Source organism: Flavobacterium bizetiae (genome assembly GCF_024271895.1).
GTDB classification, from domain to species: Bacteria; Bacteroidota; Bacteroidia; order Flavobacteriales; family Flavobacteriaceae; genus Flavobacterium; species Flavobacterium bizetiae.
On the sequence record NZ_CP091861.1, the window covers coordinates 5,189,047 to 5,214,350 of the forward strand.

The window sequence follows — 25,304 nt, forward strand, 5'->3', positions numbered from 1 at the left end:
AATAGAAAATTCTATACCAAAAAGGGCTTAACCTACTCTCTTTAGAATTTTCAAAAAACCAGTTACTAAAACCAAACATACCTCAAATTCTATGGTAGAAAACTATAGTTTTTTCAATTCGTTGATTTCAGGAATTGCCACATTTGGTAATGCCCTCAAATCAATTATTGCAAACTGGTACGTTTTTACTTCTGAGATTATTTTTTATCACAATCCTAAAATTATTCTTTTGGGATTGGCCTTATTTGGGCTTCTCGGAGTTTTGGTTTATCAATTCTTTAAAATAAAAGCAAGCATTGGCTATTTCATAGAAAAAAAATTAGAAACTGAAACCGCCAACAGAGAATACCAACTTTATATTTTATTTTTTGGTATTGCTGTTATTGTAATCGAAATCATCAATGAACTTTTTAAAATAAGACCCAAAAGTTTATTGATTACCAATGTTTCTATTGGTTTTACGGTATTGGTGATCTATTTTATAACCAATAGAGTAAAGTTTTTACGCGATCGGGTTCAGCCTATATTTATATTCTTTTTCTTTGTTTACATCGGCTACGTTGCGCATAATATTATCGCTCTACCAAAAGATGTTATTCCGGTTATTGTTTTTTTAATCTCATTTTTCTTTTCATACAACATTTTAAAACCCATAAAAATATACTGGTTCTTTGTTGGTCTGGTTTTTACTTTTCTAATTATAACCGTTATTTTTCATCTGATTTCTTTAAAATCATCCATTATTTTAATCAATTTTTGTATTCTCATTTTCATTATCAACCAGGTAAAATATGCTGTTTTAGTCAACAATACAGATAATTTCAGGTTTACAAACGAAATTGTACATAAAGGAAATTCTCTAACAATTGCTACCAACAAAAAAAACGAAGTCTTGTTTTGCAGCGAAACAATAATCTCCATTTTAGGTTATCAGCCGGATGAAGTAATGGGTTTAAAGTTTTGGAAACTAACCAAAGAAATAGATTTTATCGAAGAAATAAAAAATCTAAATCAGGAAGAAAACAAGCTTTATATTCGGAAATTAAAAAGTAAAAACGGCGAGTACAAATTCATTCAATGGAAAGACAAAAAATTCTCCGAAGATCTCATTATCAGTATTGGTCAGGATGTTACGGAACAAATAAACGTTCAGGATCAATACAAAAACCTGATTCAAACCGCAACCGATATTATATTTGAAATCGATAGTGATGGTTATTTTACTTTTGTAAATGATTTTGGTTTCTCGATTTTAGGTTATTCAGAAAATGAGATTATTGCTCAACATTATTCGAATTTTATTCATGAAAATTACCAACGGAATGCGGTTGACTTTTATGAAAATCTGGATATCAACGAAAACAATTTTCCATCTATAGAAATTCCGATTTTAAAGAAAAACGGAAAAACTTTATGGATCTCTCAAAAAATTATAATTCGCAAAAATGATTTAGGCCAAACCATTGGTTACGCAGGTATAGCGCGGGATATTACCGATATTAAAAACATTGAAAACGAAAAAAAGAAGCGTCTTAAAAAAATTGAAGCTTACAATCATTCTACAAAAAAATTATCGACTACCGATTTTAGCAAATACGACAATCTAAATACTGTTACAGATTACATCATAGAAGAAGCGGCCACGGTTACAAAGACAAACAGGGTAAGTTTCTGGAAATACGACAAAGATTTTATTAAATGCAAAAATCTATTTAGCGTTGATAATCAAAACTTAAACGACAAAAATATATTAGATAAAGAATCTTATCCTATTTATTTTGAAACGTTAAAAAACAAGGCCATTATTAATGCGCCCGATGTTTTTAATAAATTAGAAACATCAGAATTTCAAAAACTTTATTTTACAAAAAACCATATCAAATCAATGCTTGATGTTCCGATATTTTTGAGCGGACAATTGGGCGGTGTGGTTTGTTTTGAAAGTACTCAGGAAAAAAGAGACTGGGATAATGAAGATATTAATTATGCCAGAACGATTTCGGATGTAATTTCGCTGGCTATTTCGTCTCAAAAACGTCTGGAAGCTGAGCGAAGATTAGAATTTAAAAGTCAGCTTTTATCGGCGCTTTCTTTATGTACAGAGAAATTTTTGCTGAGTAAAACGACTCACGAAATGTTTCAGGAAACGTATGAAATAATTGGTAAAGCGGCCAAGGTAGATCATATGTATTATTACGAAAGAGATTTTAAAACCAATTGTGTCTGCCAGAAATACAAATGGTCAAGAAAAGGAATCGCGCATCAAATCACCGAATTACAACAACTTACAGAAGATAATTTACAGGAAATTTACGAAGCGGCAAAAAACCGAAAAATCTTAAATAAGGTAACGCGTAAACTTGGTGATACCTTTTTTAAAGAACTATTAATCGCCAACGAAATCAAATCTATTTTGATTTTGCCTTTGTATATTAATGATGTTTTTACCGGTTTTATTGGTTTTGATGATTGTACGAATGAAAGAAAATGGTCTGAAGAAGAAATTTATATTTTTCAGGTTTTGGCCAATAATATTTCATCGGCATTGGAGCGAAATCGAAATGAAACTAAAATTCTTGAAAGTGAAGAAAAATTCAAATTGATTGCCAACAACATTCCTGGCACGGTTTATCTATCAAAATTTGATGCTTTCTCTACCAAAATTTTCCTTAATGATGAGATTTTAAATTTAACCGGTTATTCTAAATCAGAATTTATTGAGAATAATTTATCCTTTTTATCACTTATACATCCTGATGATAAAGATGAAGTTATTAGCAATCAGATCGATAACTTACAGAACGGAATGCCTTTGCATAATATCTACAGAATTCGCCGAAAGAGCGGTGAATATATCTGGATTGAAGAGTTTGGAGACGTTATTAAAAAAGGAGATGAAATTGAATTTGTTGGTGGAATTTATTTTGACATTACCAACAAAAAAGAAACTGAAGATGCTATAAAAGCCAAACAGCTGGCCGAAGCAGCGAATAAATCTAAGTCTGATTTCTTAGCCAATATGTCGCACGAAATTAGAACGCCACTAAACGGCATTATAGGTTTTACGCATTTATTGATGAAAACGGATCTGGAAGAAATTCAGGAAAAATACATGACGACCATCAATCAGTCAGCGCATTCTTTGCTGGAGATTATAAATGACATTCTTGATTTCTCGAAAATTGAAGCCGGAAAACTGGAACTTTTTATCGATTTATATGATATTAAAAAAGTACTGGGTCAGGTTTTTGACTTGATTGTTTACGAATCCAATCAAAAAAATCTTAAACTGGAATTGAATGTAGATCCGGATGTTCCTAAATATATCTGGACGGATATTGTGAGAATCAAGCAAATCTTAATCAATTTACTTTCAAATGCTGTTAAGTTTACCAATGAAGGCGCTATTAAACTGAATGTATCGGTTTTAGAAAAAAATAAAAGTGGTAATTGCATTATTCGGTTTTCGGTTATCGATACTGGAATTGGAATTCTGGAGAAAAACCAGAAGAAAATTTTTAAAGCTTTTTCGCAAGAAGATAGTTCTACCACAAGGAAATTTGGAGGAACTGGATTAGGCTTAACTATATCCAATCAGTTATTGGCTTTAATGGATAGCCGTTTGCAACTGGAAAGCAAGATTGATATTGGAAGTAATTTTTATTTTGATTTGAATTTAAAAACGAGCAACCAGAGCATCAATGAAAAATACAATGCCGAGCTTAAAAAAATCAATCTGCAATTAAGCGCTAATAACAACACAAACCATAAAAACATAACTTTTTTGATTGTAGAAGACAACAAAGTAAATATGTTGTTACTTAAAACGATTATTAAAAACCTGTACAGCACTGCTTATATTTATGAATGCGAAAATGGTTACGAAGCGGTAAATCAATTTGAAAGCATTAATCCTGATCTTATTTTTATGGATATTCAGATGCCGGTTATGAATGGTTATGAAACCACAAAAGCCATTAGAAATACAAATACCGGAAAAGATATCCCAATAATTGCGGTTACAGCAGGCGCAGAAAAAGACGAAAGAAACAAATGTTTATCTGCAGGAATGGATGATTATATCTCTAAACCAATTATTAAAGGCACTGTAGAAGAGGCCTTATCAAAATGGTTAAAATAGTTGCAACTAAATTGTTTCATTTTAACAATAATTCCTAAAAAATATATAAATTCGTACAACATAAAACTCAATAAACTAAAATACAATATAATATGAAGTGGCTAGGCGGAAGACAAAGTGATAATGTAGAAGACCGTAGAGGAGTTTCTGGCGGAAAAGTTGCCCTTGGCGGTGGTGTAATTGGTATTATTATTTTGTTACTGAATGTTTTTGGCGGTGAAAACGGTCAGACAATAGGAAATGTATTAGAGCAAATGCAAGGTGGGCAGACTCAAACTGAAGCCGCAGCGCCATTAAGCAAAGAAGATGTAGAAATGGGAAACTTTGTAAGAGTGGTATTGGCTCGTAACGAAGACACCTGGACTAAAATTTTTGCCCAACATGGCATGACGTACGAAAAACCTAAATTGGTTCTTTTTAGAGGCTCTGTAAATACAGCTTGTGGTGGTGCATCATCAGCATCTGGGCCTTTTTATTGTCCGGGAGATCGAAAAGTCTATATGGATTTGGCTTTTTTCGAAGAATTAAAAACTAAATTTGGAGCTGAAGGTGGTGATTTTGCGATTGCTTATGTTATCGCTCATGAAATAGGGCATCATATTCAAACCTTATTAGGAACTTCAGCGAAAATGCGTCAGGAGCAACAAGGAAAAAGTGAAGCTCAGGCTAATAAACTCTCTGTAGCTTTAGAATTACAAGCTGATTTTTATGCCGGAGTTTGGGCGCATGACAACCAGCAATATCTTGAAGCCGGAGATATTGAAGAAGCTTTAAGTGCAGCTAATGCTGTTGGTGATGATGCCATACAAAGTAAAATGCAGGGACATGTAGTTCCGGATTCTTTTACACACGGAACATCAGAACAAAGAATGTACTGGTTCAAGAAAGGTTATAAAACCGGAGATATTAATCAGGGAAATACTTTCGACGAAATACGATAATTCAATAAACCAAACTATAATAACCAAATGAGCATGACTTAAACGTCATGCTTTTTTTGGTTACTACAAACAATTTATTTTAACATTCAACCTATTTTAATGCGTTGAAAACAACGACAGAAAATACAATTTAATACATCACAGCACTTTTTAAAACCTTAGTTTTATGGTGTTCGATAATAATCTTGGCAACCGTAAGCATATTCGTAAATTCGATTAGCTGGGTTGTTATTTTTTTCTTTTTGAAAAGCAATCCTACTGTTGCCATTTTCATCGATTCGATTCTGTTTAATATTTTAACAAAATCAGAATCGTTACTTGCGTAAAAAAATGTCATCATGGTTTGAAGTTCTTTTTTAAACTTCATAAAATAATTAGAATCCTTATCCATTAAAGGTTCATCAAATTGCAACATCGCATCTTTTGGTGCAAAAGACAGCTCATCAATATTTTTAGCAATATGTTCTGAAGCCTGATGCGCAAAAACCAAAGCTTCTAATAATGAGTTGGAAGCCAATCTGTTTTTGCCATGCAAACCTGTTCTGGAGCACTCGCCTATCGCATAAAGATTCTTTATATTGGTTTGTGATTTTTTATTTACATTGATACCACCACATTGATAATGAGCAACTGGAACAATAGGAATTAAATCTTTTTCAGGATGCAAACCAATTGTCTTGCAATATTCTGTAATAGAAGGAAAATGACTGTAGAATTCCTCAAAATCAAGATGTCGGCAATCTAAATATACATATGGATTTCCGGACATTTCTATTTCTTTACTTATCGCCTGAGATACAATATCTCTTGTTGCCAGCTCGCCACGAATATCATCTTTAAATATAAAACGCTTTTGATCTTCATTAACAATATGCGCCCCAAAACCTCTTACTGCTTCAGAAATTAAAAAAAACGGATTCTTGTTTTCTTCATACAATGCGGTTGGATGAAACTGTATGTATTGCATATCTTTTATTACTGCTCCGGCTCGCGAAGCAATTGCAATTCCGTCGCCCGTTGCAATCTCCGGGTTTGTTGTATTCTTAAAGATCTGACCACATCCTCCCGTACTCAAAACAATGGTTTTAGCGCGTATGTATTTTACTTTCTTATTGATTTTGTCGCAATAAAAAGCGCCCGTACAATTAATTCTTCCGTTATTTTTTTTAGTATCAACATCAATAACCAAGTGATCTTCGAGTAATGTGATATTAGATAACTGTTTTATTGTTTCAATTAGATTTTTTTCTATTTCTGCTCCGGATATATCTTTATGATGTAAAATACGATGCTGAGAATGTCCGCCTTCGAGACCCAAATTCCAAATTCCGGATTTGTTTTTATCGAAAGAAACCCCAATATCAACAAGTTCATTCAATCGTTCAGGCGCCTGATGTATGACCATTTTTACCACTTCTTCATCACATAAACCTCCACCCGATTTTAAAGTATCCTGAATATGTTGCTCAAAACTATCTTCTATGCAATCCGTAACAACAGCAATACCACCTTGAGCGAGTTGAGTATTAGAGTTTTTGACCTTGTCTTTGGTCATAATTGCAATAGACAAATCTGGTCGTTTTTTTCCAATTTTAATAGCAAAAAATAAACCTGCTATTCCGGAACCAATTATAAGTATATCAGTTTTTTTCATTTTGATTGACTTAGATGTTTATGACAAATTGAGCATTCTGTTTATAGGTTTTATGGCTTCTAATCGTAATTCTTCTTTTATATGAATTTCCGGTCTTTCCTCTTTTAAACATAAATAAAGCTTCTCTAAAGTATTTACTTTCATAAAAGCACATTCGCTGCACGCACATGTATTATCTTCGTATGAAGGCGCCGGAATAATTGTTTTTTGCGGAGCTTCTTTGGCCAGTTGATGCAGAATCCCCACTTCGGTTGCAACGATGAAAGTAGTTGCCGGATCGTTCTTGATAAAATTGAGCATTCCGGATGTTGATCCTATATAATTTGCGGTCTCGAGAATATGACGTTCTGATTCAGGATGTGCTACAATTTTAGCTTTTGGATTTGCATTGTAGATTTCGATAAGTTTATCTAATGAAAAAGCTTCATGTACAATGCACGAACCATCCCAAAGCAATAATTCGCGGTTGACTTCTTTTTTTAGGTACATTCCTAAATTTTTATCAGGAGCAAAAATTATCGGCTGTTCTGCCGGAATTGCTTCTATAATTTTTTTTGCGTTGGATGAAGTACAAACCCAATCGCTTAAGGCTTTTATCTGAGCCGAAGAGTTAATATAAGTTACTACAACATGATTGGGGTGAAGTTCTTTTAGTTTCCTGAAATTATCAGGATCACAGCCGTCAGCAAGAGAACATCCGGCATTAATATCCGGCAAAAGCACTTTTTTATTCGGATTGATGATTTTTGCCGTTTCGGCCATAAAATAAACTCCGGCAAAAACAATAATATCAGCATTAGCCGAGGCTGCTTTTTTAGATAATTCAAGACTATCACCTACAAAATCGGCGATATCCTGTATGTCTTTATCCTGATAGTAATGAGCGAGGATAATCGCATTTTTTTCTTTTTTGAGTCGGTTTATTTCAGAAGTTAAGAATAACTTATCCATACGGTTAGTTTTATCGATATCCTTAAATTGTAGCTTTTAGAATATCTTGATTATTTTGTTTTTGAAAGCTGATTTACGTGGTAAAGATATTATGGCGCTAAATTTTATTTTATGATTAAAATCATGAAATATTACTTTTTATTTTAACATTTTATGGAGTGAAAATCTACTCCGTTTGAGCTGGTTTACCGGTATGAAGATGTGCATTGCTAAAAAGGGATCAATGCTAAATATCGTAGAGAAACATTAAAAATTTTATATACTTTATTCTTTTTTTACCGCAGAGAACGCAATCCCGATAGCTATCGGGATTCGCAGAGTTCGCAAAGGTTTAAGTTGTGTTTACAACACTTAAGTCCACAAAGCTTTGTGGACTTTGTGTTTTTTCTTAAATAAATAGCGCAAAAACTTAGTGTTCTCTGTGGTAAAATTACAGGCTTTTAAAAAAGTAAAACTTTATGTTTAAGATTAAACTTTCACTATTAATCTGAAGATTGGAATTTAAATGAAAAATGAAATTTAAATTATAGGTACAAAAAAAGCCTTGAATTTCTTCAAGGCTTTAAATTTCTGGGTGGCTGACCGGGTTCGAACCGGCGACCCGCGGCACCACAAACCGCTACTCTAACCAGCTGAGCTACAACCACCATTTTTGCTTAGCGAGTGCAAATATACAACAAAGGTTTACTTATGCAAAAAAAAAGGCTTCAAAACAGGAGATATCAGGCAAGAAAATGGTTTTACGAAACAATACATTTCATAAACTAAACCGTAACAAACAATAAATCAATATTTAAACATTGATCTTTTTTTTGATTTATTTTTAAATTAAATACGTGATTTAAGTTCGTTTTAGATAATATATTGACGAAGATCCTCATTCTTTGTTTCGAAAAAAGGCAAACCAGACGGAAATGTTATGATGAAAATGATTGCCCTAGCCCCGATAGGAGTGGAAATCCTTTTGTGGCGTCCCGATAGCTATCGGGAGCCACAAAAGATTGGAACGAATAGCGGGATTAGCTCCTAAACAAAAAAAATATATTTTATTATAGAAATCGAATTGACAAAAAACGTTCAAAAAAATAAACGCACAAAAAAAGCCTTGAATTTCTTCAAGGCTTTTACAATTCTGGGTGGCTGACCGGGTTCGAACCGGCGACCCTCGGCACCACAAACCAATACTCTAACCAGCTGAGCTACAACCACCATTTTTCTTTGCGGTTGCAAATATACAACAAAGGTTCGCTTCTCCAAAGAAAAAAATGAAATTTTTATATCAAAATTACATCAAATCTTCTAAGCTATTGACTGCCAAACATCTTTCGACAGTAAAACCTTCAGCAAAATCTTTACCAACTAACCTTCCTAAGTCCTGTGCACGATAATTTAAGCTTTCCATAAAGTTTTTACTTGTAATTGGCGTAGCAGGTTCTTTTGAATTTGGATCATAAAATTGGGTTTTATATGCCATGACAGCTTCAATTTTCTTGTCTTCAAATCCCGTAATATCGACTACAAAGTCTGGTTCTATATTTTTCCACTGAATGTAATGGTATACCACTTTTGGTCTCCATGCTTCTTGTGGTTCTCCATCTACCGAAGTTTCAATTTTCATTAATCCTGATAAAAAGCAGGCATCAGAAACTAATTTGCTTCCTTTTCCGTGGTCGATATGGCGATCGTCAATAGCGTTGCACAATACAATTTCCGGTTTGTATTTTCGAATCATCTTAATCACTTCCAATTGATGTTTTTCGTCGTTTACAAAAAATCCATCGCGCAAACCTAAATTTTCACGAACCAAAACGCCTAAAATCTTTGCGGCATCTTTTGCTTCCTGATCTCTGGTTTCGGCTGTACCACGTGTTCCTAATTCACCACGCGTTAAATCTACAATACCAACTTTTTTTCCAAGTGATACTTCTTTTAAAATTGTTCCCGCGCAACCCAACTCTACATCATCAGGGTGTGCGCCAAAGGCTAATATGTCTAATTTCATTGTTTTTGTTTTTAGTCGCAGTTTACAGTCGCAGTATTCAGTCACAGCAAACCTGGAAACTGTGACTGCGACTGTAAACTTATTTTTTTTAAGCTATTCTCAAAACTCTTTTCATCGTCATTGATTTATTCACGCTTTCCTCCCATTCTTTTTCAGGAATACTTTCTTTGGTGATTCCGCAGCCCATATATAAAATGGCTTTGTTTTCCTGAATTTGCATGCTACGTAAATTTACAAATAAATCAGAACTAATATCGTTATTCGCAAAACTGCTGTTTAACTCGCCCAGAAAACCGGTATAAAAGGTTCTGTGGTAATTTTCGTTTTCTATTATAAATGCTTTCGCTTTTTTCTTTGGCAAACCACAAACTGCGGGAGTTGGATGCAAAGTATCAATTACTTCTTCGAGGGTCGAATTATCATTTAACACTCCCGAAATATCCGTTTTTATATGCCAGATCGATCCTGCTCTAAGGCTGTAAGGCTCCGTAACATTCACCGAAGCGGCAACTTCACGCAATCTTTTTACAATAAAATCGGTTACGTATTGTTGTTCGTCTTTTTCTTTTTGCTCCCAAAGAATCTCCGTTTCAGAAGTTGCTTTTTGAGTTCCTGCCAAAGCGGTAGTTTCAAAAACATTTCCGTTGGCTTTAAGCAATTGCTCCGGCGTTGCGCCCATCCAAAATCCTACTTTAGGATGAAAAAAACAATATGATAAAGTTGTTGGGTATAATTCGATCAAATGCTGAAAAGTCGCTACAAAATCAAATTCGGCAAGATCAACTTTTTCGCTTCTGGACAAAACTACTTTCTTGAATTCATCGTTCTTGATGGCGCTAATTCCTTTTGCCACTAAATCTTCATATTGCGTTTTAGCAGCGGGATCAAAACTCACATCATCGATTTCGATAGTTTCAAAACCAATTTCTTCTTGTTCTGTGGTTATAATTTCGGCTTCATTTTCCGGAATTAAAATCAGTTGTTTTTCATCAAAAGAAGCGAAAACAAAACCTTTTTCTTTATAATTCGAGATGGTATGCAAAATATCATTTTGTTGCAAAAGCCCAAAAATATTTCTTGAATTGGGTTTAGAATACATCACAAAAGGCAAATGCTTTTCGTAATGTTTTTTTATTTTAGAAAAAAAATCATTCATGTTATTCTGTTTTCTTTCTTTCTAAAACCATATTCGTCAGTTTGCAAAGCGAGATCAGATTCCCGGCTTCATCGGTAATTTTAATTTCCCAAAGATGAATGCTTCTGCCTTTATGAATAATTCTTGCCGTACCAAAAACCCAGCCTTCACGAATACTTTTTAAGTGATTGGCCGAAATTTCGATGCCGCGTACTTCCTGCTCTTTTGGATCAATGAAAAAAAACGATGCCGCACTTCCTACACTTTCTGCCAAAGCTACAGAAGCACCTCCGTGCAAAAGTCCCATTGGTTGGTGAACAGAAGGATTTACAGGCATTTTTGCTGTCAAAAAATCGTCGCCAGCATCTATATATTCTATTTTTAGCGTTTCCATCAGCGTGTTTTTAGAGAACTCATTGCAACGCGCTAAAATTTGCTCTTTCGTATACTTCATTAAAGTGGAATTTAAAATCGTAAAATTAAAGAAAAGAAGAGATACAAACTCAAAAATGCAATTCTAAATTAAAATCAACTTCAAACATGTCAGTTTTTTGTTATTTTTACAAAAACAATCAATATTGATCTTTGGTTTAAAATTTATTTTTTTGCCACAGATTGCACAGATTATCACAGATTAAAAAATTTATATAAATTCTTTTTTAATCCTTTAAATCTGTGGCAAAAAAGAAACCTATTTCAAATGCGTAACTACTTTGTACTTTTCATTTTCGGATTATTGATTACGTTCAGTTCTTGCCGAACTGATTTTGATACTGTTGCCAGTTCCGGAAATTTAAAATTTTCAAGAGACACTGTTTATTTAGATACTGTTTTCAAAAATATTGGTTCCGGCACCTATCAATTGAAAGTTTACAATACAAGTAAAGATGATATTTCGATTCCTACGATTCAGCTCAAAAACGGTTTAAATTCTAAATACCGAATGACGGTTGACGGAATGAGCGGAAATAATGGCAAAATTTTCAAGGATGTTACACTTTTGTCGAAAGACAGTTTGTACATTTTTATAGAAACTACCGCAGATATTACAGATGCAAATCCTACCGACTTTTTATATACTGACCAAATTCAGTTTGATAGTGGCGCTAATCTTCAGGAAGTGGCTTTGGTTACTTTAATTCAGGATGCTGTTTTTCTGTATCCAAAACAAAATCCTGACGGAACTAAAGAAAAAATTATCATAGAAGGTAAATCGGTTGATGGTTTTTATTTGAATGAAAACGACGCTGTAAACGGAAATGAGTTGCTTTTTACCAATCAGAAACCTTATGTCATTTACGGTTTTGCTGGCGTTCCTGAAAATAAAACAGTTACTTTTCAAGCCGGAACAAGGGTGTTTTTTCATGCTAATTCCGGACTTTATGTAGACAATAAAGCATCTTTACAAATTAACGGAGCAGTATCAACCACTAATAAATTAGAAAACGAAGTTGTTTTTGAAGGCGACCGTCTGGAATCGCTTTACGATAATATTCCCGGACAATGGAATTCGGTTATTTTTGCAAAAGGAAGCAAAAATCATTCGATAAATCACCTTACTTTAAAAAATGCGATTACAGGTTTAAACATAAAAAGCCCTGATAACAGTACTACAATCGAGATCAAAAACACGCAGATTTACAATTGTGCCGAATATGGAATTTTAGCCCAAAATGCTTACATCAACGGAGAAAACATTGTGATTAATTATGCCGGTTTAGCCAGTTTGTCCTGCGTTTATGGCGGAAATTACCTTTTTACGCATTGTACTTTCAATAATAACTGGCAGGGAAGCTCACAATTTGCAGTAAATTTAAGCAATAGTCTGGCGGGTGCAACTCCTCCAACAAATCCGTTAATTCAGGCTACTTTTAACAATTGCATTATTTACGGTTCAGGCACGAACGAATTCAATTTGAATAAAAATACCAATGCCGCATTTGTTTATCAGTTAAACAATTGTCTATTAAAATTTAATGGTTCAAGTACCAATCCGGATTATCAATTTAAAACGGATACGGAACATTATAATCAGATTATCTTAAACGAAAATCCTAAATTTTATAATGTGAATCAAAATAAACTGAACATCAATACTACTTCTCCCGCTTTCGCGAAAGGGAATCAGGCGTATATGATTCCGTTAGATATTATTGGAGCAAGCAGAACTTCTCCGCCGGATTTAGGCGCTTATCAAAGTGCGGCATTTCCGAAATAAATTTGTTTTTACCATATAAGTGATATAAGAAAATTTAAGTGTGTTTTTTGCCGCAAAGACACTAAGGCACAAATTTTCTATTTTATACTAATTTTACTCTCAATCTTTTCATTTAGAACGAGAAACACAGTAGAAATTCCGCAAAGCGCTAATCTTTGTAGAGTTGCTTGCGAAGATTTCTCGTTCCTCGAAATGACAGACTAGACGATAATATTATTATGAAAATGATTGCCCTAGCCCCGATAGAAGTGGAAATCCTTTTGTGGCGGGGTTCGCCACAAAAGATTGCAACGTATAGCGGGATTAGCTCCTGAAAAAAAAGATCTGCTTAAAAATTTTATAACCTGAGTTTTTGCGAAATTATTCTAAATGAACTTACATCACTTATAGTATTAAAATTCAAACAGTAAGAAATTTTTTCTAAAATTAAAGATCACTTAACGTAGCGTATTTCAAAAAGTAGTAATTTTGATACAATTAATAAATTTAGGATACTCGTGTTCAATTTATTAGCAACCCAAATCTTAACCTATTTTCATGAAAAAAAACTACTTTCTACTTTTATTGATGTTTACCGCCGTTGGCTTTGCCCAAATTCCTTCCGGATATTACAACACGGCAACCGGAACAGGCTACACATTAAAAACTCAATTGTATAATATTATAAAAGGCCATACAGATAATGGATATGGTGGTTTATATACGACTTATGCAACATCGGATATTGATAACTTTTACGAAAATGACGGATCGGTTTTAGACATGTATTCTGAAAATCCATCGGGAACAGATCCTTATAACTACAGCATTGCTACGACACAAAGATGCGGTAATTATGTAAACGAGGGCGATTGTTATAATAGAGAACATATTATTCCGCAATCGGTTTTTAATGAGCAATCACCAATGGTTGCCGATGCGCATTTTATTACACCAACTGACGGAAAAGTAAACGGAGTTCGTTCGAATTATCCTCATGGTGTTGTAGTATCCGCAACCGAAACAAGTCTTAACGGAAGTAAATTAGGCCCAAGTACCACTGCGGGTTATTCTGGTCTTGTTTTTGAGCCTATTGACGAGTTTAAAGGTGATATTGCCCGAATGTATTTTTACTTCGCTACACGATATGAGAATACAGTTGCTGGATATTCGTACCCGATGTTTAACGGAACTTCAAACAAGGTATTTACACCGGCTTTTTTAAGTCAATTGATTGCCTGGCACAATCAGGATCCTGTAAACGCAAGAGAAATTGCGAGAAATAATGCTATTTATGCACGCCAAAACAATCGTAACCCTTACATAGATCACCCTGAATATGTAGCAGCTGTCTGGACAACCGAGGCAGATGATACGACTCCTCCTTCAGCAGCATCAAATCTAGCTGTTACGGCAAGTACTTCAAATACCATTAGTTTAAGCTGGACTGCCGCTACAGACAATGTTGGAATTGCCAGTTATGCTATTTATGTCAACAATATTTTCAAACAAAATGAAACGGGAACAACTGCTACTATTGCAGGTTTAACGCCTTCTACCACTTACTCATTTTATGTAATCGCAAAAGATACTTCAAACAATTTATCATTGGCAACAAGTTCTGTTGACGGAAGTACGACTGCATCTACAGGCGGAGGAACAATTGCAAATGAAATTTTCTTTACAGAATATATCGAAGGATCTGGAAATAATAAATATTTAGAAATTTCAAATTTTACCGGAAGCACGGTAGATTTAACAAAATACGCCATTAAAAAACAAATTAATGGCGCAGGTCCATGGACTTCTACAGCGGGATTACCACTTACGGGCACACTTGCGCACGGAGCTTCGTATGTAATCGCGTACAATTTAGGATTAACAACTTGTTTTAATCCGGCAAATGCGAATTTATCAAGCGGTGCTACAGAATTGCAATTTAACGGAAATGACCCTATCGGATTATTCAAAAATGATGTTTTAATTGACATTATAGGAACATTAGGGAATACTGCTAATTTTTCTATCGACGAAACTTTAAGAAGAAAACCAAGCATTTCTGCTCCAAATACTACTTTCAATAAAACTGCAGAATGGGATGTTTACGCAAAAGACAAATGCGACGGATTAGGAACTCATTCACTTGCAAATTTAGCGGTTGGAGATTTTGATTTTGGTGATGTTTCACTTTATCCAAATCCTTCAAATGGTCATTTTACCATTCAACTGAAAGATGCCAGTGAAAAATCAAATATTGAGATTGTTTCGATATTAGGGCAAAAGGTATTTACAAAAACAAACAATGATTCTTTACTTGTCACAATAAACAATATCCCAAAAGGAATTTACATTGTTCATATTACGCAAGGTATAAAAACCAGCAGTAAAAAAATTATAATCAACTAATTAAACGAGTGCTTACTAAATTTAAAAGCGGCAATATTTGCCGCTTTTTTTGTTTCTTCCACCATATGAGTGATATAAGATAATTTAAATTTTTGTAAATTTTGCTCGCAAAGACGCAAAGTCGCAAAGTTTTTTTTTAAGCTTGGTAAATAAAGAACTTTGAGACTTTGAGTCTTTGCGAGATTAAAACATTTATGTTGACTTCTAAAATGAACTTATATAACTTATATGGTTAAAATTAGGCGCTGACTTTTTTTTCAAAAGAGTTTGTTTTCAAATTTGCGCTTGCTATTTATTTACACTAAATTTGCACCTCAATACAACAAACTACACAAAACAATGATCCATTTCTTTGAAAACCAAAGCAAAACTGTTTTTGCCGTACAAACGCAAAACGAAATTTCGGCTCAAGACATTTCAAAACTAAACTGGCTTTTTGCCAACTCTAATAAGATCGAAAAATCCGCCTTGACGGATTTTTTTGTTGGTCCTCGTGCCACTATGATCACACCTTGGAGTACAAATGCTGTAGAAATTACTCAAAACATGGGTATTCCGGGCATTATCAGAATTGAGGAATTTCATCCGGCAACGGAAGATTTTACTGATTTTGATCCGATGCTTTCACAAAAATTCAATCAATTAGATCAGGAAATCTTCACTATCAACGTTCAGCCGGAACCAATTTTGGAGATCGATGATATTGCGACTTATAATAAAGTTGAAGGTTTGGCTTTAAGCCAGGAAGAAGTAGATTATTTAGACAATCTTGCTGTAAAACTAGGAAGAAAATTAACAGATTCTGAGATTTTTGCTTTCTCTCAAGCGAATTCGGAGCACTGTCGTCACAAAATTTTCAACGGAACTTTTGTAATTGACGGTGAAGAAAAAGAAACTTCTCTTTTTAAATTAATCAAAAAGACATCACAGGAAAATCCTAACGATATCGTGTCTGCTTACAAAGACAACGTTGCTTTTGTAAAAGGACCAAAAGTGCAGCAGTTTGCACCAAAAACAGCTGACAAACCAGATTATTACGAGATAAAAGAATTTGATTCGGTTTTATCTCTAAAAGCAGAAACACACAATTTCCCCACAACGGTTGAGCCTTTCAATGGAGCTGCAACAGGTTCAGGAGGAGAAATCCGTGACCGTTTAGCTGGTGGTCAGGGTTCCCTTCCATTGGCTGGAACTGCAGTTTACATGACTTCATATTCTCGTTTGAACGACGACAGAAAATGGGAAAATGCTGTTGAAGAAAGAAAATGGTTGTACCAAACTCCAATGGATATTTTGATCAAAGCTTCAAACGGAGCTTCTGATTTCGGAAATAAATTCGGGCAACCGTTAATTACAGGTTCGGTTTTAACTTTCGAACATTCAGAAAACGACCGTAAAATTGGTTACGATAAAGTAATCATGCAAGCCGGAGGAATTGGTTACGGAAAATTAGATCAGGCAATCAAAAAGAAACCACAAGAAGGCGATAAAATCGTAATTCTTGGTGGAGAAAATTATAGAATTGGTATGGGTGGAGCTGCGGTTTCATCTGCAGATACAGGAGCTTTTGGTTCAGGAATTGAATTAAATGCAATCCAACGTTCAAATCCGGAAATGCAAAAACGTGCTGCCAACGCGATTCGTGGTTTGGTAGAAAGCGACAATAACCCAATCGTTTCGATTCACGATCACGGAGCTGGAGGACACTTAAACTGTCTTTCAGAATTGGTAGAAGAAACTGGAGGTTTAATCGACTTAGATAAATTACCGGTTGGAGATCCTACTCTTTCTGCAAAAGAAATTATTGGTAACGAATCTCAGGAAAGAATGGGATTGGTTATTGGTCAAAAAGATATTGATACTTTACAAAGAATCGCTGACAGAGAGCGTTCGCCAATGTATCAGGTTGGAGATGTTACGGGAGATCACCGTTTTACTTTCGAATCAAAATCAAATGGTTCAAAACCGATGGATTATGCTTTAGAAGATTTCTTCGGAAGTTCTCCTAAAACGGTTATGACGGATAAAACTATTGATAGAAAATATGCTGATGTTGCTTACAACGCTGCAGATTTCGAATCATACTTAAAAGACGTTTTACGTTTAGAAGCTGTTGCCTCAAAAGATTGGTTAACGAATAAAGTTGACCGTTGTGTTGGTGGAAAAGTGGCTAAACAACAAAATGCAGGACCGCTTCAATTGCCTTTGAATAATGTTGGGGTTATGGCTCTGGATTATTTAGGAAAAGAAGGAATCGCAACTTCTATTGGGCACGCTCCTATCGCTGCTTTGATTGATCCGGTTGCAGGAAGCAGAAATGCTATTGCAGAATCGTTATCAAACATTGTTTGGGCGCCAATTAAAGATGGTTTAAAAGGAATTTCTTTATCTGCAAACTGGATGTGGGCTTGTAAAAACGAAGGTGAAGACGCTCGTTTATATGCTGCTGTTGAAGGTTGTTCAGATTTTGCAATCGAATTGGGTATCAATATTCCAACAGGAAAAGATTCACTTTCGATGAAACAAAAATATCCAAACGACGAAGTAATCGCGCCGGGAACGGTTATTATTTCGGCTGGAGGAAACTGTACAGACATTAGAAAAGTAGTGGAACCGGTTTTACAGAAAAACGGAGATTCTATCTATTATATCAATTTGTCTCAGGATGATTTCAAATTAGGAGGTTCATCTTTTGCACAAATTAGAAACACAATCGGAAACGAAACTTCTACAATAAAAGACGCTTCTTTTTTCAAAAATGCTTTTAATACAGTTCAGGAATTAATCGGCGAAAGCCAAATTTTAGCCGGACACGATATCGGAAGCGGTGGTTTAATCACTACTTTATTAGAATTGTGTTTTGCTGATGTAAACCTTGGAGCAAAAATTGATTTCAGCGCTTTCGCGGAAAAAGACTTATTGAAAATCCTTTTCGCTGAAAACATCGGAATCGTTTTCCAGGCAAAATCTGATTCAGCTGTTGAAGCTAAATTAAATGCAAACAATATAGAATTCTTCAAATTAGGTACAGTTCAAAGTACACCAAGTTTGGAATTTGGAATTTACAATTTAGATATTGCGAAGTACAGAGATATTTGGTTTGAAACTTCTTATTTATTAGATCAAAAACAATCTAAAAACGGAAGAGCTCAGGCACGTTTTGAAAACTATAAAAATCAGGTTTTACAATATACTTTCCCAGCGCACTTTACAGGAAAAAAACCAGTAATCGACGCTTCAAAACCAAGACCAAAAGCCGCTATTATCCGTGAAAAAGGAAGTAATTCTGAGCGTGAAATGGCAAATGCTATGTACTTGGCAGGTTTTGATGTAAAAGACGTTCACATGACAGATTTAATTTCTGGTCGTGAAACTCTTGAAGATATTCAGTTTATTGGTGCAGTTGGAGGATTCTCTAATTCAGATGTTTTAGGTTCTGCTAAAGGTTGGGCCGGAGCATTTTTATACAATGAAAAAGCAAAAACAGCTTTGGATAAATTCTTTAAAAGAGAAGATACTTTATCTGTCGGAATCTGTAACGGATGTCAATTGTTTATGGAATTGGAAGTAATTAATCCAGAGCATGAAGTTCACGGAAAAATGCTTCATAACGAAAGCCAAAAACACGAAAGTATCTTTACTTCTGTAAAAGTTCAGGAAAACAACTCAGTTATGTTATCGACATTGGCTGGAAGCACTTTAGGAGTTTGGGTTTCTCACGGAGAAGGAAAATTCAATTTACCTTATGCAGAAGACCAATACAACATTGTTTCTAAATATGCTTACGAAGGTTATCCAGCAAACCCTAACGGTTCTGATTATAACACTGCAATGATGTGTGATAAAACTGGAAGACATTTGGTTATGATGCCTCATATTGAGCGTTCAACTTTCCAATGGAACTGGGCTCATTATCCAAAAGACAGAAACGATGAAGTTTCTCCTTGGCATGAAGCTTTTGTTAACGCAAGAAAATGGATTGAGAAAATCTAAGAAATATATTTTTATATTAAAAGCGCCCGAATTTATCGGGCGTTTTTTTTGGCCCACGGATTTTACGGATGAAACGGATTTACGCAGGTTTTTCTTTTAGCTTACCTCCTGCAAGGTTTTCAAAACCTTACAAGAAAACTTAAAAAAAATTATCAAATTTTTTTTTCGCCACGAATTCCACAAATTATCACAGATTATTTTCACTGTAAAGAAGAATCATTTTAATCCTATAATCTGTGGCTATTTTTTAAGATTACAAATAAAAAATTCGTGAAAATTCGTGGAATTCGTGGCAAAAAAACCTTTACAAACAATCAACAAATCCTTGGCAATTGTTCACCTACTAAAGGATTCACAACTCTTTTGCCTCCAAAAGAACTTTCGATAATGATTTTTGATGGATATTCATCGGTAACAAAACCAATTGCTGAGGCATTTGAGTTTACTTTTTGTAAAATTGCCAGAACCTCATCTTTAATTTCAGGAGCAGCAACGCAAACAAAAATTCCTTCGTTTGCCACATATAACGGATCTAGTCCTAATAGTTCGCAAGCGCTTTTTACCTGATTTTCTACTTTTATTTTATCTTCAAAAAGAGAAATTCCTAAATTGATTTCAGTTGCTATTTCATGCAAAACAGAAGCCAATCCGCCACGGGTTGCGTCTCTTAGAAAATGAATTTTATTTCCAAATTTTTCTATTAATTCTAAAACTACATGATTTAGATTAGTCGTATCGCTCAAAATATCACTTTCAAATTCCAATCCTTCACGCTCAGACATAATTGCCATTCCGTGTGACGCTATTGGTCCGTTGATGATAATCACATCGTTTTCCTGAATGTTCTTAGTTTTGATATTGGCTTTTTCATGAACAATCCCAATTCCGGAAGTATTAATATAAATTTGATCTCCTTTTCCTCTTTCGACTACTTTAGTATCTCCGGTCACAATGTGAACATTTGCCTTATCGGCTGCTTCTTTAATCGATTTTATAATTTGAGTAAATTGATCCAAACCAAAACCTTCTTCTATAATTAAAGCCAACGAAAGATATTTTGGAATCGCACCACACATCGAAAGATCATTTACAGTACCATTTACAGCAAGTTCACCAATATTTCCTCCTTTAAAAAATACGGGAGAAACAACATAACTATCTGTTGAAAAAGCCAAATTTCCCTGCATATTTAAAAACGCGCCATCATGGCGAACTTCTAAAATATCATTTTTTAAAATCTTAAAAATTACTTCGTTTAAGAGTTTAGTCATATGTTCACCACCACTACCGTGATGCAAATGAATTACTTCAGCTTTTGTATTCATCCTCTAAAATTAAATCTCTTCGCCCATTTGTTTTAAAACCTCCATTGTCCTTTTGGCTTCTTCCTCATCAATGATACCGATAGCTGCACCTACGTGAACCAAAAGATAATCTCCTATTTTCGCCTCTGGAACCAATGCCAGATTGACCTCTTTAATGATCCCTTCAAAGGAAACAACTCCAATTCTAAAGGTCTCATCAAGTTCTATTGTTACTTTTTCAAGTCTTCCGGGAACTGCTAAACACATAATTATTGTTTTATAGATTGTGCTAAATAATCGTACCAGGCTTGTAGTCCTTCACCTGAGGTCGTCGAAACTTCAAAGAATGTTAAATGCGGATTTACTTTTTTCGCGTATTCTTTTAGTTTTTCTAAATCAAATTTCAGATAAGGCAATAAATCTATTTTATTGATAATACAGATTTGAGATCCAGAGAACATATCCGGATATTTAAGCGGTTTATCTTCACCTTCGGTCACCGATATAATTACAATTCGTTTTAATTCGCCCAAATCAAACATCGCTGGACAAACCAAATTCCCAACATTTTCGATCATTAAAATAGAATCAGATGCCGGTTTTAATTCTTTTACCGCTCGTGATATCATTTCGCTGTCCAGATGACACCCTTTTCCAGTGTTGATCTGAATTACAGGAACATTTAATTTATGAATTCTGTCAGCATCATTCGTTGTTTGCTGATCTCCTTCGATTACAGAAAATGCCATTTTATCTTTCAAATCAGCAATTGTTCTTTCTAATAGAGAGGTTTTTCCGGAACCAGGCGAACTCACTAAGTTGACTGAAAAAATATTCAATGCTTCAAAAAAACCTCTGTTTCGCTCTGCTGTTAATTGATTTTTGTACAGGATATCTTTTTCAAGCTGCACTATATTTATTTCGTGAGAGTGACTGTGCGAATGATCATGACTATGGTGATGATCGTGGTCATCATGGTCGTGATCATGATCGTGGTGGCAATCGTGATGGTGATCTTCATGATCATGGTGATGGCCATCATGATGATGGTGATGATGATGTCCTGAATGTGAATGAGAATGTATTTGCTTCTCTCCTATTTTAGTGAATCTTATTTCGTTTTCATCAGAACTACATCCGCAAGTGGTACACATAATTAGTTTATTTAATGATTATTTTTTTAATTTTTAATTCTTTGCCTGCGATAATTTCTTTAAACGGACTATCGCAATTGGGGCAACTGTCAAAACTTTTATCGATATGAAATTCCGTTTCGCATTCGGCGCACCTGGCTTTTCCCAAAGGTTCATCTATAAACAATTTTGCATCGCTTAAAACGGTTCCATAAATACACTGTGGCCATACAAAATGAAAGGAATCTATTTCGACACCGGACAATTTTCCGATTTCTAAATAAAGCTCTAAAGCCCTTTGTCCCTTTATTTTATCTACTTCTTGTTTAACAATTTTCACAATCGAAGTAACTACAGAAAGCTCGTGCATAATATTCGTTTTCTAAATTTAAAAAAGCCACGCAAGTTAATTTTAAAAAATAAAGTAAAAACTGACAATTATCACATTTAAGAACCTAACAATACAATAATTTTGAACCCCTATAAAATAAAAATCAAAACATAAGTATCTATTTATGTCATTTTTAAACCAACAAAAAGCTTTTATAAAACATAATTAGAATGGAGGATAAAAACAAAATCAACGAAACCTACTATAACAGTATCGAAAGACAAGGTTATAGCAGGAGGGACTTTTTAAAATTTGTTGCTTACATCGGAGCCTATATGGGAGTTCAGAGTTCTGCAATTGGTCAAATTACCAAAGCGTTAGAAAATACCCCGCGCCTCCCCGTTATTTGGGAACATTTTCAGGAATGTACTTGTTGTAGTGAATCCTTTATTCGTTCTGACCATCCTATTGTTGCCGATATCATTCTGGATAAAATCTCATTAGATTACACCTTAACTTTAATGGCTGCTTCCGGACATCAGGCTGAAGCTGCTAAAAAAGCTACGATGGACAAATATAAAGGAGAATATATTCTTTGTGTCGAAGGTTCTATACCAATGGGAGCCGACGGAAATTATTGCTGTATTGGCGGAAGAAGTGCCATCGATATTCTTAAAGAATCAGCGGCGGGAGCCAAAGCTATTATCGCATGGGGAAGCTGTGCCACATCTGGCTGTATTCAAGCTGCAAAACCAAACCCTACAGGTGCAGTGCCTATTCATAAAATTATTACAGACAAACCTATTATAAATGTTCCGGGTTGCCCACCAATAGGTGAAGTTATGGCCGGAATTATAGTGCACATTGTGGCGTTTGGAAAATTCCCTGAATTAGACAGTGCAGGTCGTCCGAAAGCTTTTTACTCTAAAAGAGTTCATGACAGCTGTTACAGAAGACCCTATTTTGATGCGGGATTATTTGCCGAGAATTTTGATGATGAAAATGCAAAAAAAGGATATTGCTTGTATAAAGTAGGCTGTAAAGGACCAAGTACTTATAACGCTTGTGGAAATATGAAATGGAATGGTGGCGTAAGTTACCCTATCCAGTCCGGACACGGTTGTATTGGTTGTAGTGCTAATGATTTCTGGGATGCAGGAAGTTTCTATTCGAGAGATTCATCGATAACTCCGGGTAACATTGAAGCAAATGCAGATACGTTAGGCAAAATCGCTCTTGGAGGAGTTGCTGCGGGTATTGGAGTTCACGCTGTTCTTTCGAACATCTCTAAAAAAGAAGAACTCAATCACAGAATAAGTCAGGGAACTGAAAATGAAAAACATTTAGAGGATTTATAATCTATAAAAAAATAAAATGGCAGAGAGAATAGTCGTTGACCCAATTACCAGAATAGAAGGGCATTTAAGAGCCGAAGTAGAAATATCAGATGGTACAATACAAGAGGCATTTTTATCCTCGACAATGGTTAGAGGTTTAGAAAATATTGTAAAAGACAGAAACCCAAAAGATGTTTGGGCTTTTGTACAAAGAACTTGCGGAGTTTGTACTTCAACACACGCTACAGCATCAATCAGATCTGTAGAAGATGCATTGGGAATTGTTGTTCCACCCAATGCTGAAATTGTTAGAAACATCATGCTTGGTGCTTTGTACCTGCACGATCACGTGGTTCATTTTTACCACTTACATGCTTTTGATTGGGTTGATGTTATAAGCGGTTTAAATGCTGATCCGGTTAAAACTTCACAATTGGCACAATCGATCTCGAACTGGCCAAAAAGTTCACCGGGTTATTTTTCTGATCTTCAAAAAAGATTGAAAAAATTTGTAGCCAGTGGTCAATTAGGAATTTTTGCCAATGGATATTGGGGACATCCACAAATGAAATTACCGCCGGAAGCTAATTTAATGGCAACAGCTCATTATCTGGAAGCGCTGGAGTGGCAAAAAGAAATCGTAAAAGTACACGCTATTTTTGGAGGTAAAAATCCACATCCTAACTTCTTGGTTGGCGGAATGGCTTGTTCTATCAACCTTGATGATGCCAGCGGATTAAACGCTGAACGACTAGCCCATGTCAGACAACTTCTGGAAGAAGGAAAACGTTTTGTAGAACAAGTTTATCTTCCGGATGTTATGACTATTGCAAGCTTCTATAAAGATTGGGGCGCAATTGGAGGCTTCCATAATTTTATGACTTTTGGAGATTTTCCAACACAAGGATATAATAATACCAACATGAATACTTTCAAATTTCCTTCGGGGGTAATTTTGAATAAGGATTTAACAAAAGTTCACGACTTAGACTTAAGAGATTTAAAAACCGTAGAAGAATATGTAAACAATTCCTGGTACGATTATGAAGGAGACGGAAATGCAGGAAAACACCCTTGGAGCGGAGAAACTAAAATAAACTATACAGGTCCAAAACCCCCTTATACCCACTTAAACGTCGACGAAAAATACAGTTTCATCAAAACGCCAAGATGGAAAGGTCATGCTATGGAAGTTGGCCCGCTGGCAAGAATGCTGGTAGGATATGCATCCGGAAGAGAAGAATTTAAAGAAATCGTTGATTCGACTTTATCTAAGTTACAAGTTCCGGCAGGAGCCTTATTCTCTACTTTAGGAAGAACTGCAGCCAGAGCATTAGAATCGCAATTGGTAGCCAATTGGAATCTGGATTTTTTTGATAATCTAATTGAAAACATCAAAAAAGGGGATACTAAAATGGCCAATACAGAAAAATGGGAAACCTCAACTTGGCCAAAAGAATCTCAGGGAGTTGGACTTGTCGAAGCTCCAAGAGGTGCTTTAAGCCACTGGATTGTAATAAAAGATGCCAAAGTAGCCAACTATCAACAAGTAGTTCCTTCAACATGGAATGCTTCTCCGAGAGATCCTAAAGGGCAACGATCTCCGTACGAAAGCAGTTTGTTGAATACACCTGTCGCGAATCCGGAATTACCATTAGAAATTATCAGAACCATACATTCATTTGATCCATGTATTGCCTGTGCAGTGCATTTATACGATGAAAATGGTGATATCATTAAAGAAGTAAACGACATTTCTATTTGCACTATTTAAATTCT

Annotated in this window: 16 protein-coding genes and 2 tRNA genes; 7 read left to right on the forward strand and 11 right to left on the reverse strand. The window is 35.0% G+C overall.

Annotated features, from left to right (window positions below; all coding sequences use genetic code 11):
• Positions 1-91: 91 nt before the first annotated feature.
• Both L0669_RS21390 and ypfJ read left to right on the forward strand, forming a co-directional pair.
• A complete protein-coding gene (locus tag L0669_RS21390) occupies positions 92-4,141 on the forward strand; it encodes a PAS domain S-box protein (protein WP_263759889.1) in 4,050 nt (1,349 codons plus the stop codon).
• A gap of 92 nt (positions 4,142-4,233) precedes the next feature.
• Positions 4,234-5,082 (forward strand): KPN_02809 family neutral zinc metallopeptidase, encoded by an 849-nt coding sequence (gene ypfJ, locus L0669_RS21395; RefSeq protein WP_263759890.1) that lies wholly within the window; start codon positions 4,234-4,236, stop codon positions 5,080-5,082.
• Positions 5,083-5,212: 130 nt separating this feature from the next.
• On the opposite strand, the gene nadB is transcribed toward ypfJ, so the two are convergent.
• The 7 genes from nadB to L0669_RS21430 form a co-directional block, all read right to left on the reverse strand.
• Positions 5,213-6,736: an L-aspartate oxidase gene (gene nadB, locus L0669_RS21400; protein WP_263759891.1), complete on the reverse strand. Its 1,524-nt coding sequence runs from the start codon at positions 6,734-6,736 to the stop codon at positions 5,213-5,215.
• Positions 6,737-6,754: 18 nt separating this feature from the next.
• Positions 6,755-7,687: a quinolinate synthase NadA gene (gene nadA, locus L0669_RS21405; protein ID WP_263759892.1), complete on the reverse strand. Its 933-nt coding sequence runs from the start codon at positions 7,685-7,687 to the stop codon at positions 6,755-6,757.
• Positions 7,688-8,260: 573 nt separating this feature from the next.
• Positions 8,261-8,334: transfer RNA gene (locus L0669_RS21410), tRNA-His, on the reverse strand.
• A gap of 488 nt (positions 8,335-8,822) precedes the next feature.
• Positions 8,823-8,896: transfer RNA gene (locus tag L0669_RS21415), tRNA-His, on the reverse strand.
• Positions 8,897-8,972: 76 nt separating this feature from the next.
• Positions 8,973-9,689, reverse strand: coding sequence for a bacillithiol biosynthesis deacetylase BshB1 (gene bshB1, locus L0669_RS21420; protein ID WP_173971207.1), 717 nt, complete (start codon positions 9,687-9,689; stop codon positions 8,973-8,975).
• A gap of 88 nt (positions 9,690-9,777) precedes the next feature.
• Positions 9,778-10,845, reverse strand: a complete 1,068-nt coding sequence (locus L0669_RS21425) for a chorismate-binding protein (protein WP_263759893.1) — start codon at positions 10,843-10,845, stop codon at positions 9,778-9,780.
• Between the two features lies 1 nt (position 10,846).
• Positions 10,847-11,278, reverse strand: coding sequence for a PaaI family thioesterase (locus L0669_RS21430; RefSeq protein WP_263759894.1), 432 nt, complete (start codon positions 11,276-11,278; stop codon positions 10,847-10,849).
• 246 nt (positions 11,279-11,524) lie between these two features.
• On the opposite strand from L0669_RS21430, the gene L0669_RS21435 reads away from it, so the two are divergent.
• The 3 genes from L0669_RS21435 (at position 11,525) to purL (ending at position 19,420) form a co-directional block, all read left to right on the forward strand.
• Positions 11,525-13,042 (forward strand): hypothetical protein, encoded by a 1,518-nt coding sequence (locus tag L0669_RS21435; RefSeq protein WP_263759895.1) that lies wholly within the window; start codon positions 11,525-11,527, stop codon positions 13,040-13,042.
• Positions 13,043-13,579: 537 nt separating this feature from the next.
• A complete protein-coding gene (locus L0669_RS21440; RefSeq protein ID WP_263759896.1) occupies positions 13,580-15,427 on the forward strand; it encodes an endonuclease in 1,848 nt (615 codons plus the stop codon).
• 339 nt (positions 15,428-15,766) lie between these two features.
• A complete protein-coding gene (gene purL, locus L0669_RS21445; RefSeq protein ID WP_263759897.1) occupies positions 15,767-19,420 on the forward strand; it encodes a phosphoribosylformylglycinamidine synthase in 3,654 nt (1,217 codons plus the stop codon).
• Positions 19,421-19,734: 314 nt separating this feature from the next.
• Here purL and hypE read toward each other — a convergent pair whose 3' ends face one another.
• Genes hypE through L0669_RS21465 form a run of 4 tightly spaced genes read right to left on the reverse strand, consistent with a single transcriptional unit; the run spans position 19,735 to position 22,227 of the window.
• Positions 19,735-20,745: a hydrogenase expression/formation protein HypE gene (hypE, locus tag L0669_RS21450; protein WP_263759898.1), complete on the reverse strand. Its 1,011-nt coding sequence runs from the start codon at positions 20,743-20,745 to the stop codon at positions 19,735-19,737.
• 9 nt (positions 20,746-20,754) lie between these two features.
• A complete protein-coding gene (locus tag L0669_RS21455; protein ID WP_263759899.1) occupies positions 20,755-20,991 on the reverse strand; it encodes a HypC/HybG/HupF family hydrogenase formation chaperone in 237 nt (78 codons plus the stop codon).
• Between the two features lie 2 nt (positions 20,992-20,993).
• Positions 20,994-21,878 carry a hydrogenase nickel incorporation protein HypB gene (gene hypB / locus L0669_RS21460; RefSeq protein WP_263759900.1) on the reverse strand — a complete coding sequence of 295 codons (885 nt, stop codon included), beginning with the start codon at positions 21,876-21,878 and terminating at the stop codon, positions 20,994-20,996.
• Between the two features lie 7 nt (positions 21,879-21,885).
• A complete protein-coding gene (locus tag L0669_RS21465) occupies positions 21,886-22,227 on the reverse strand; it encodes a hydrogenase maturation nickel metallochaperone HypA/HybF (protein WP_263759901.1) in 342 nt (113 codons plus the stop codon).
• Positions 22,228-22,418: 191 nt separating this feature from the next.
• On the opposite strand from L0669_RS21465, the gene L0669_RS21470 reads away from it, so the two are divergent.
• Positions 22,419-23,546 carry a hydrogenase small subunit gene (locus tag L0669_RS21470; protein ID WP_263759902.1) on the forward strand — a complete coding sequence of 376 codons (1,128 nt, stop codon included), beginning with the start codon at positions 22,419-22,421 and terminating at the stop codon, positions 23,544-23,546.
• Between the two features lie 16 nt (positions 23,547-23,562).
• The gene (locus L0669_RS21475) at positions 23,563-25,299 is read left to right on the forward strand and encodes a nickel-dependent hydrogenase large subunit (RefSeq protein ID WP_263759903.1); all 1,737 of its coding nucleotides are present in this window, start codon (positions 23,563-23,565) and stop codon (positions 25,297-25,299) included.
• The last annotated feature ends 5 nt before the right edge of the window (positions 25,300-25,304 follow it).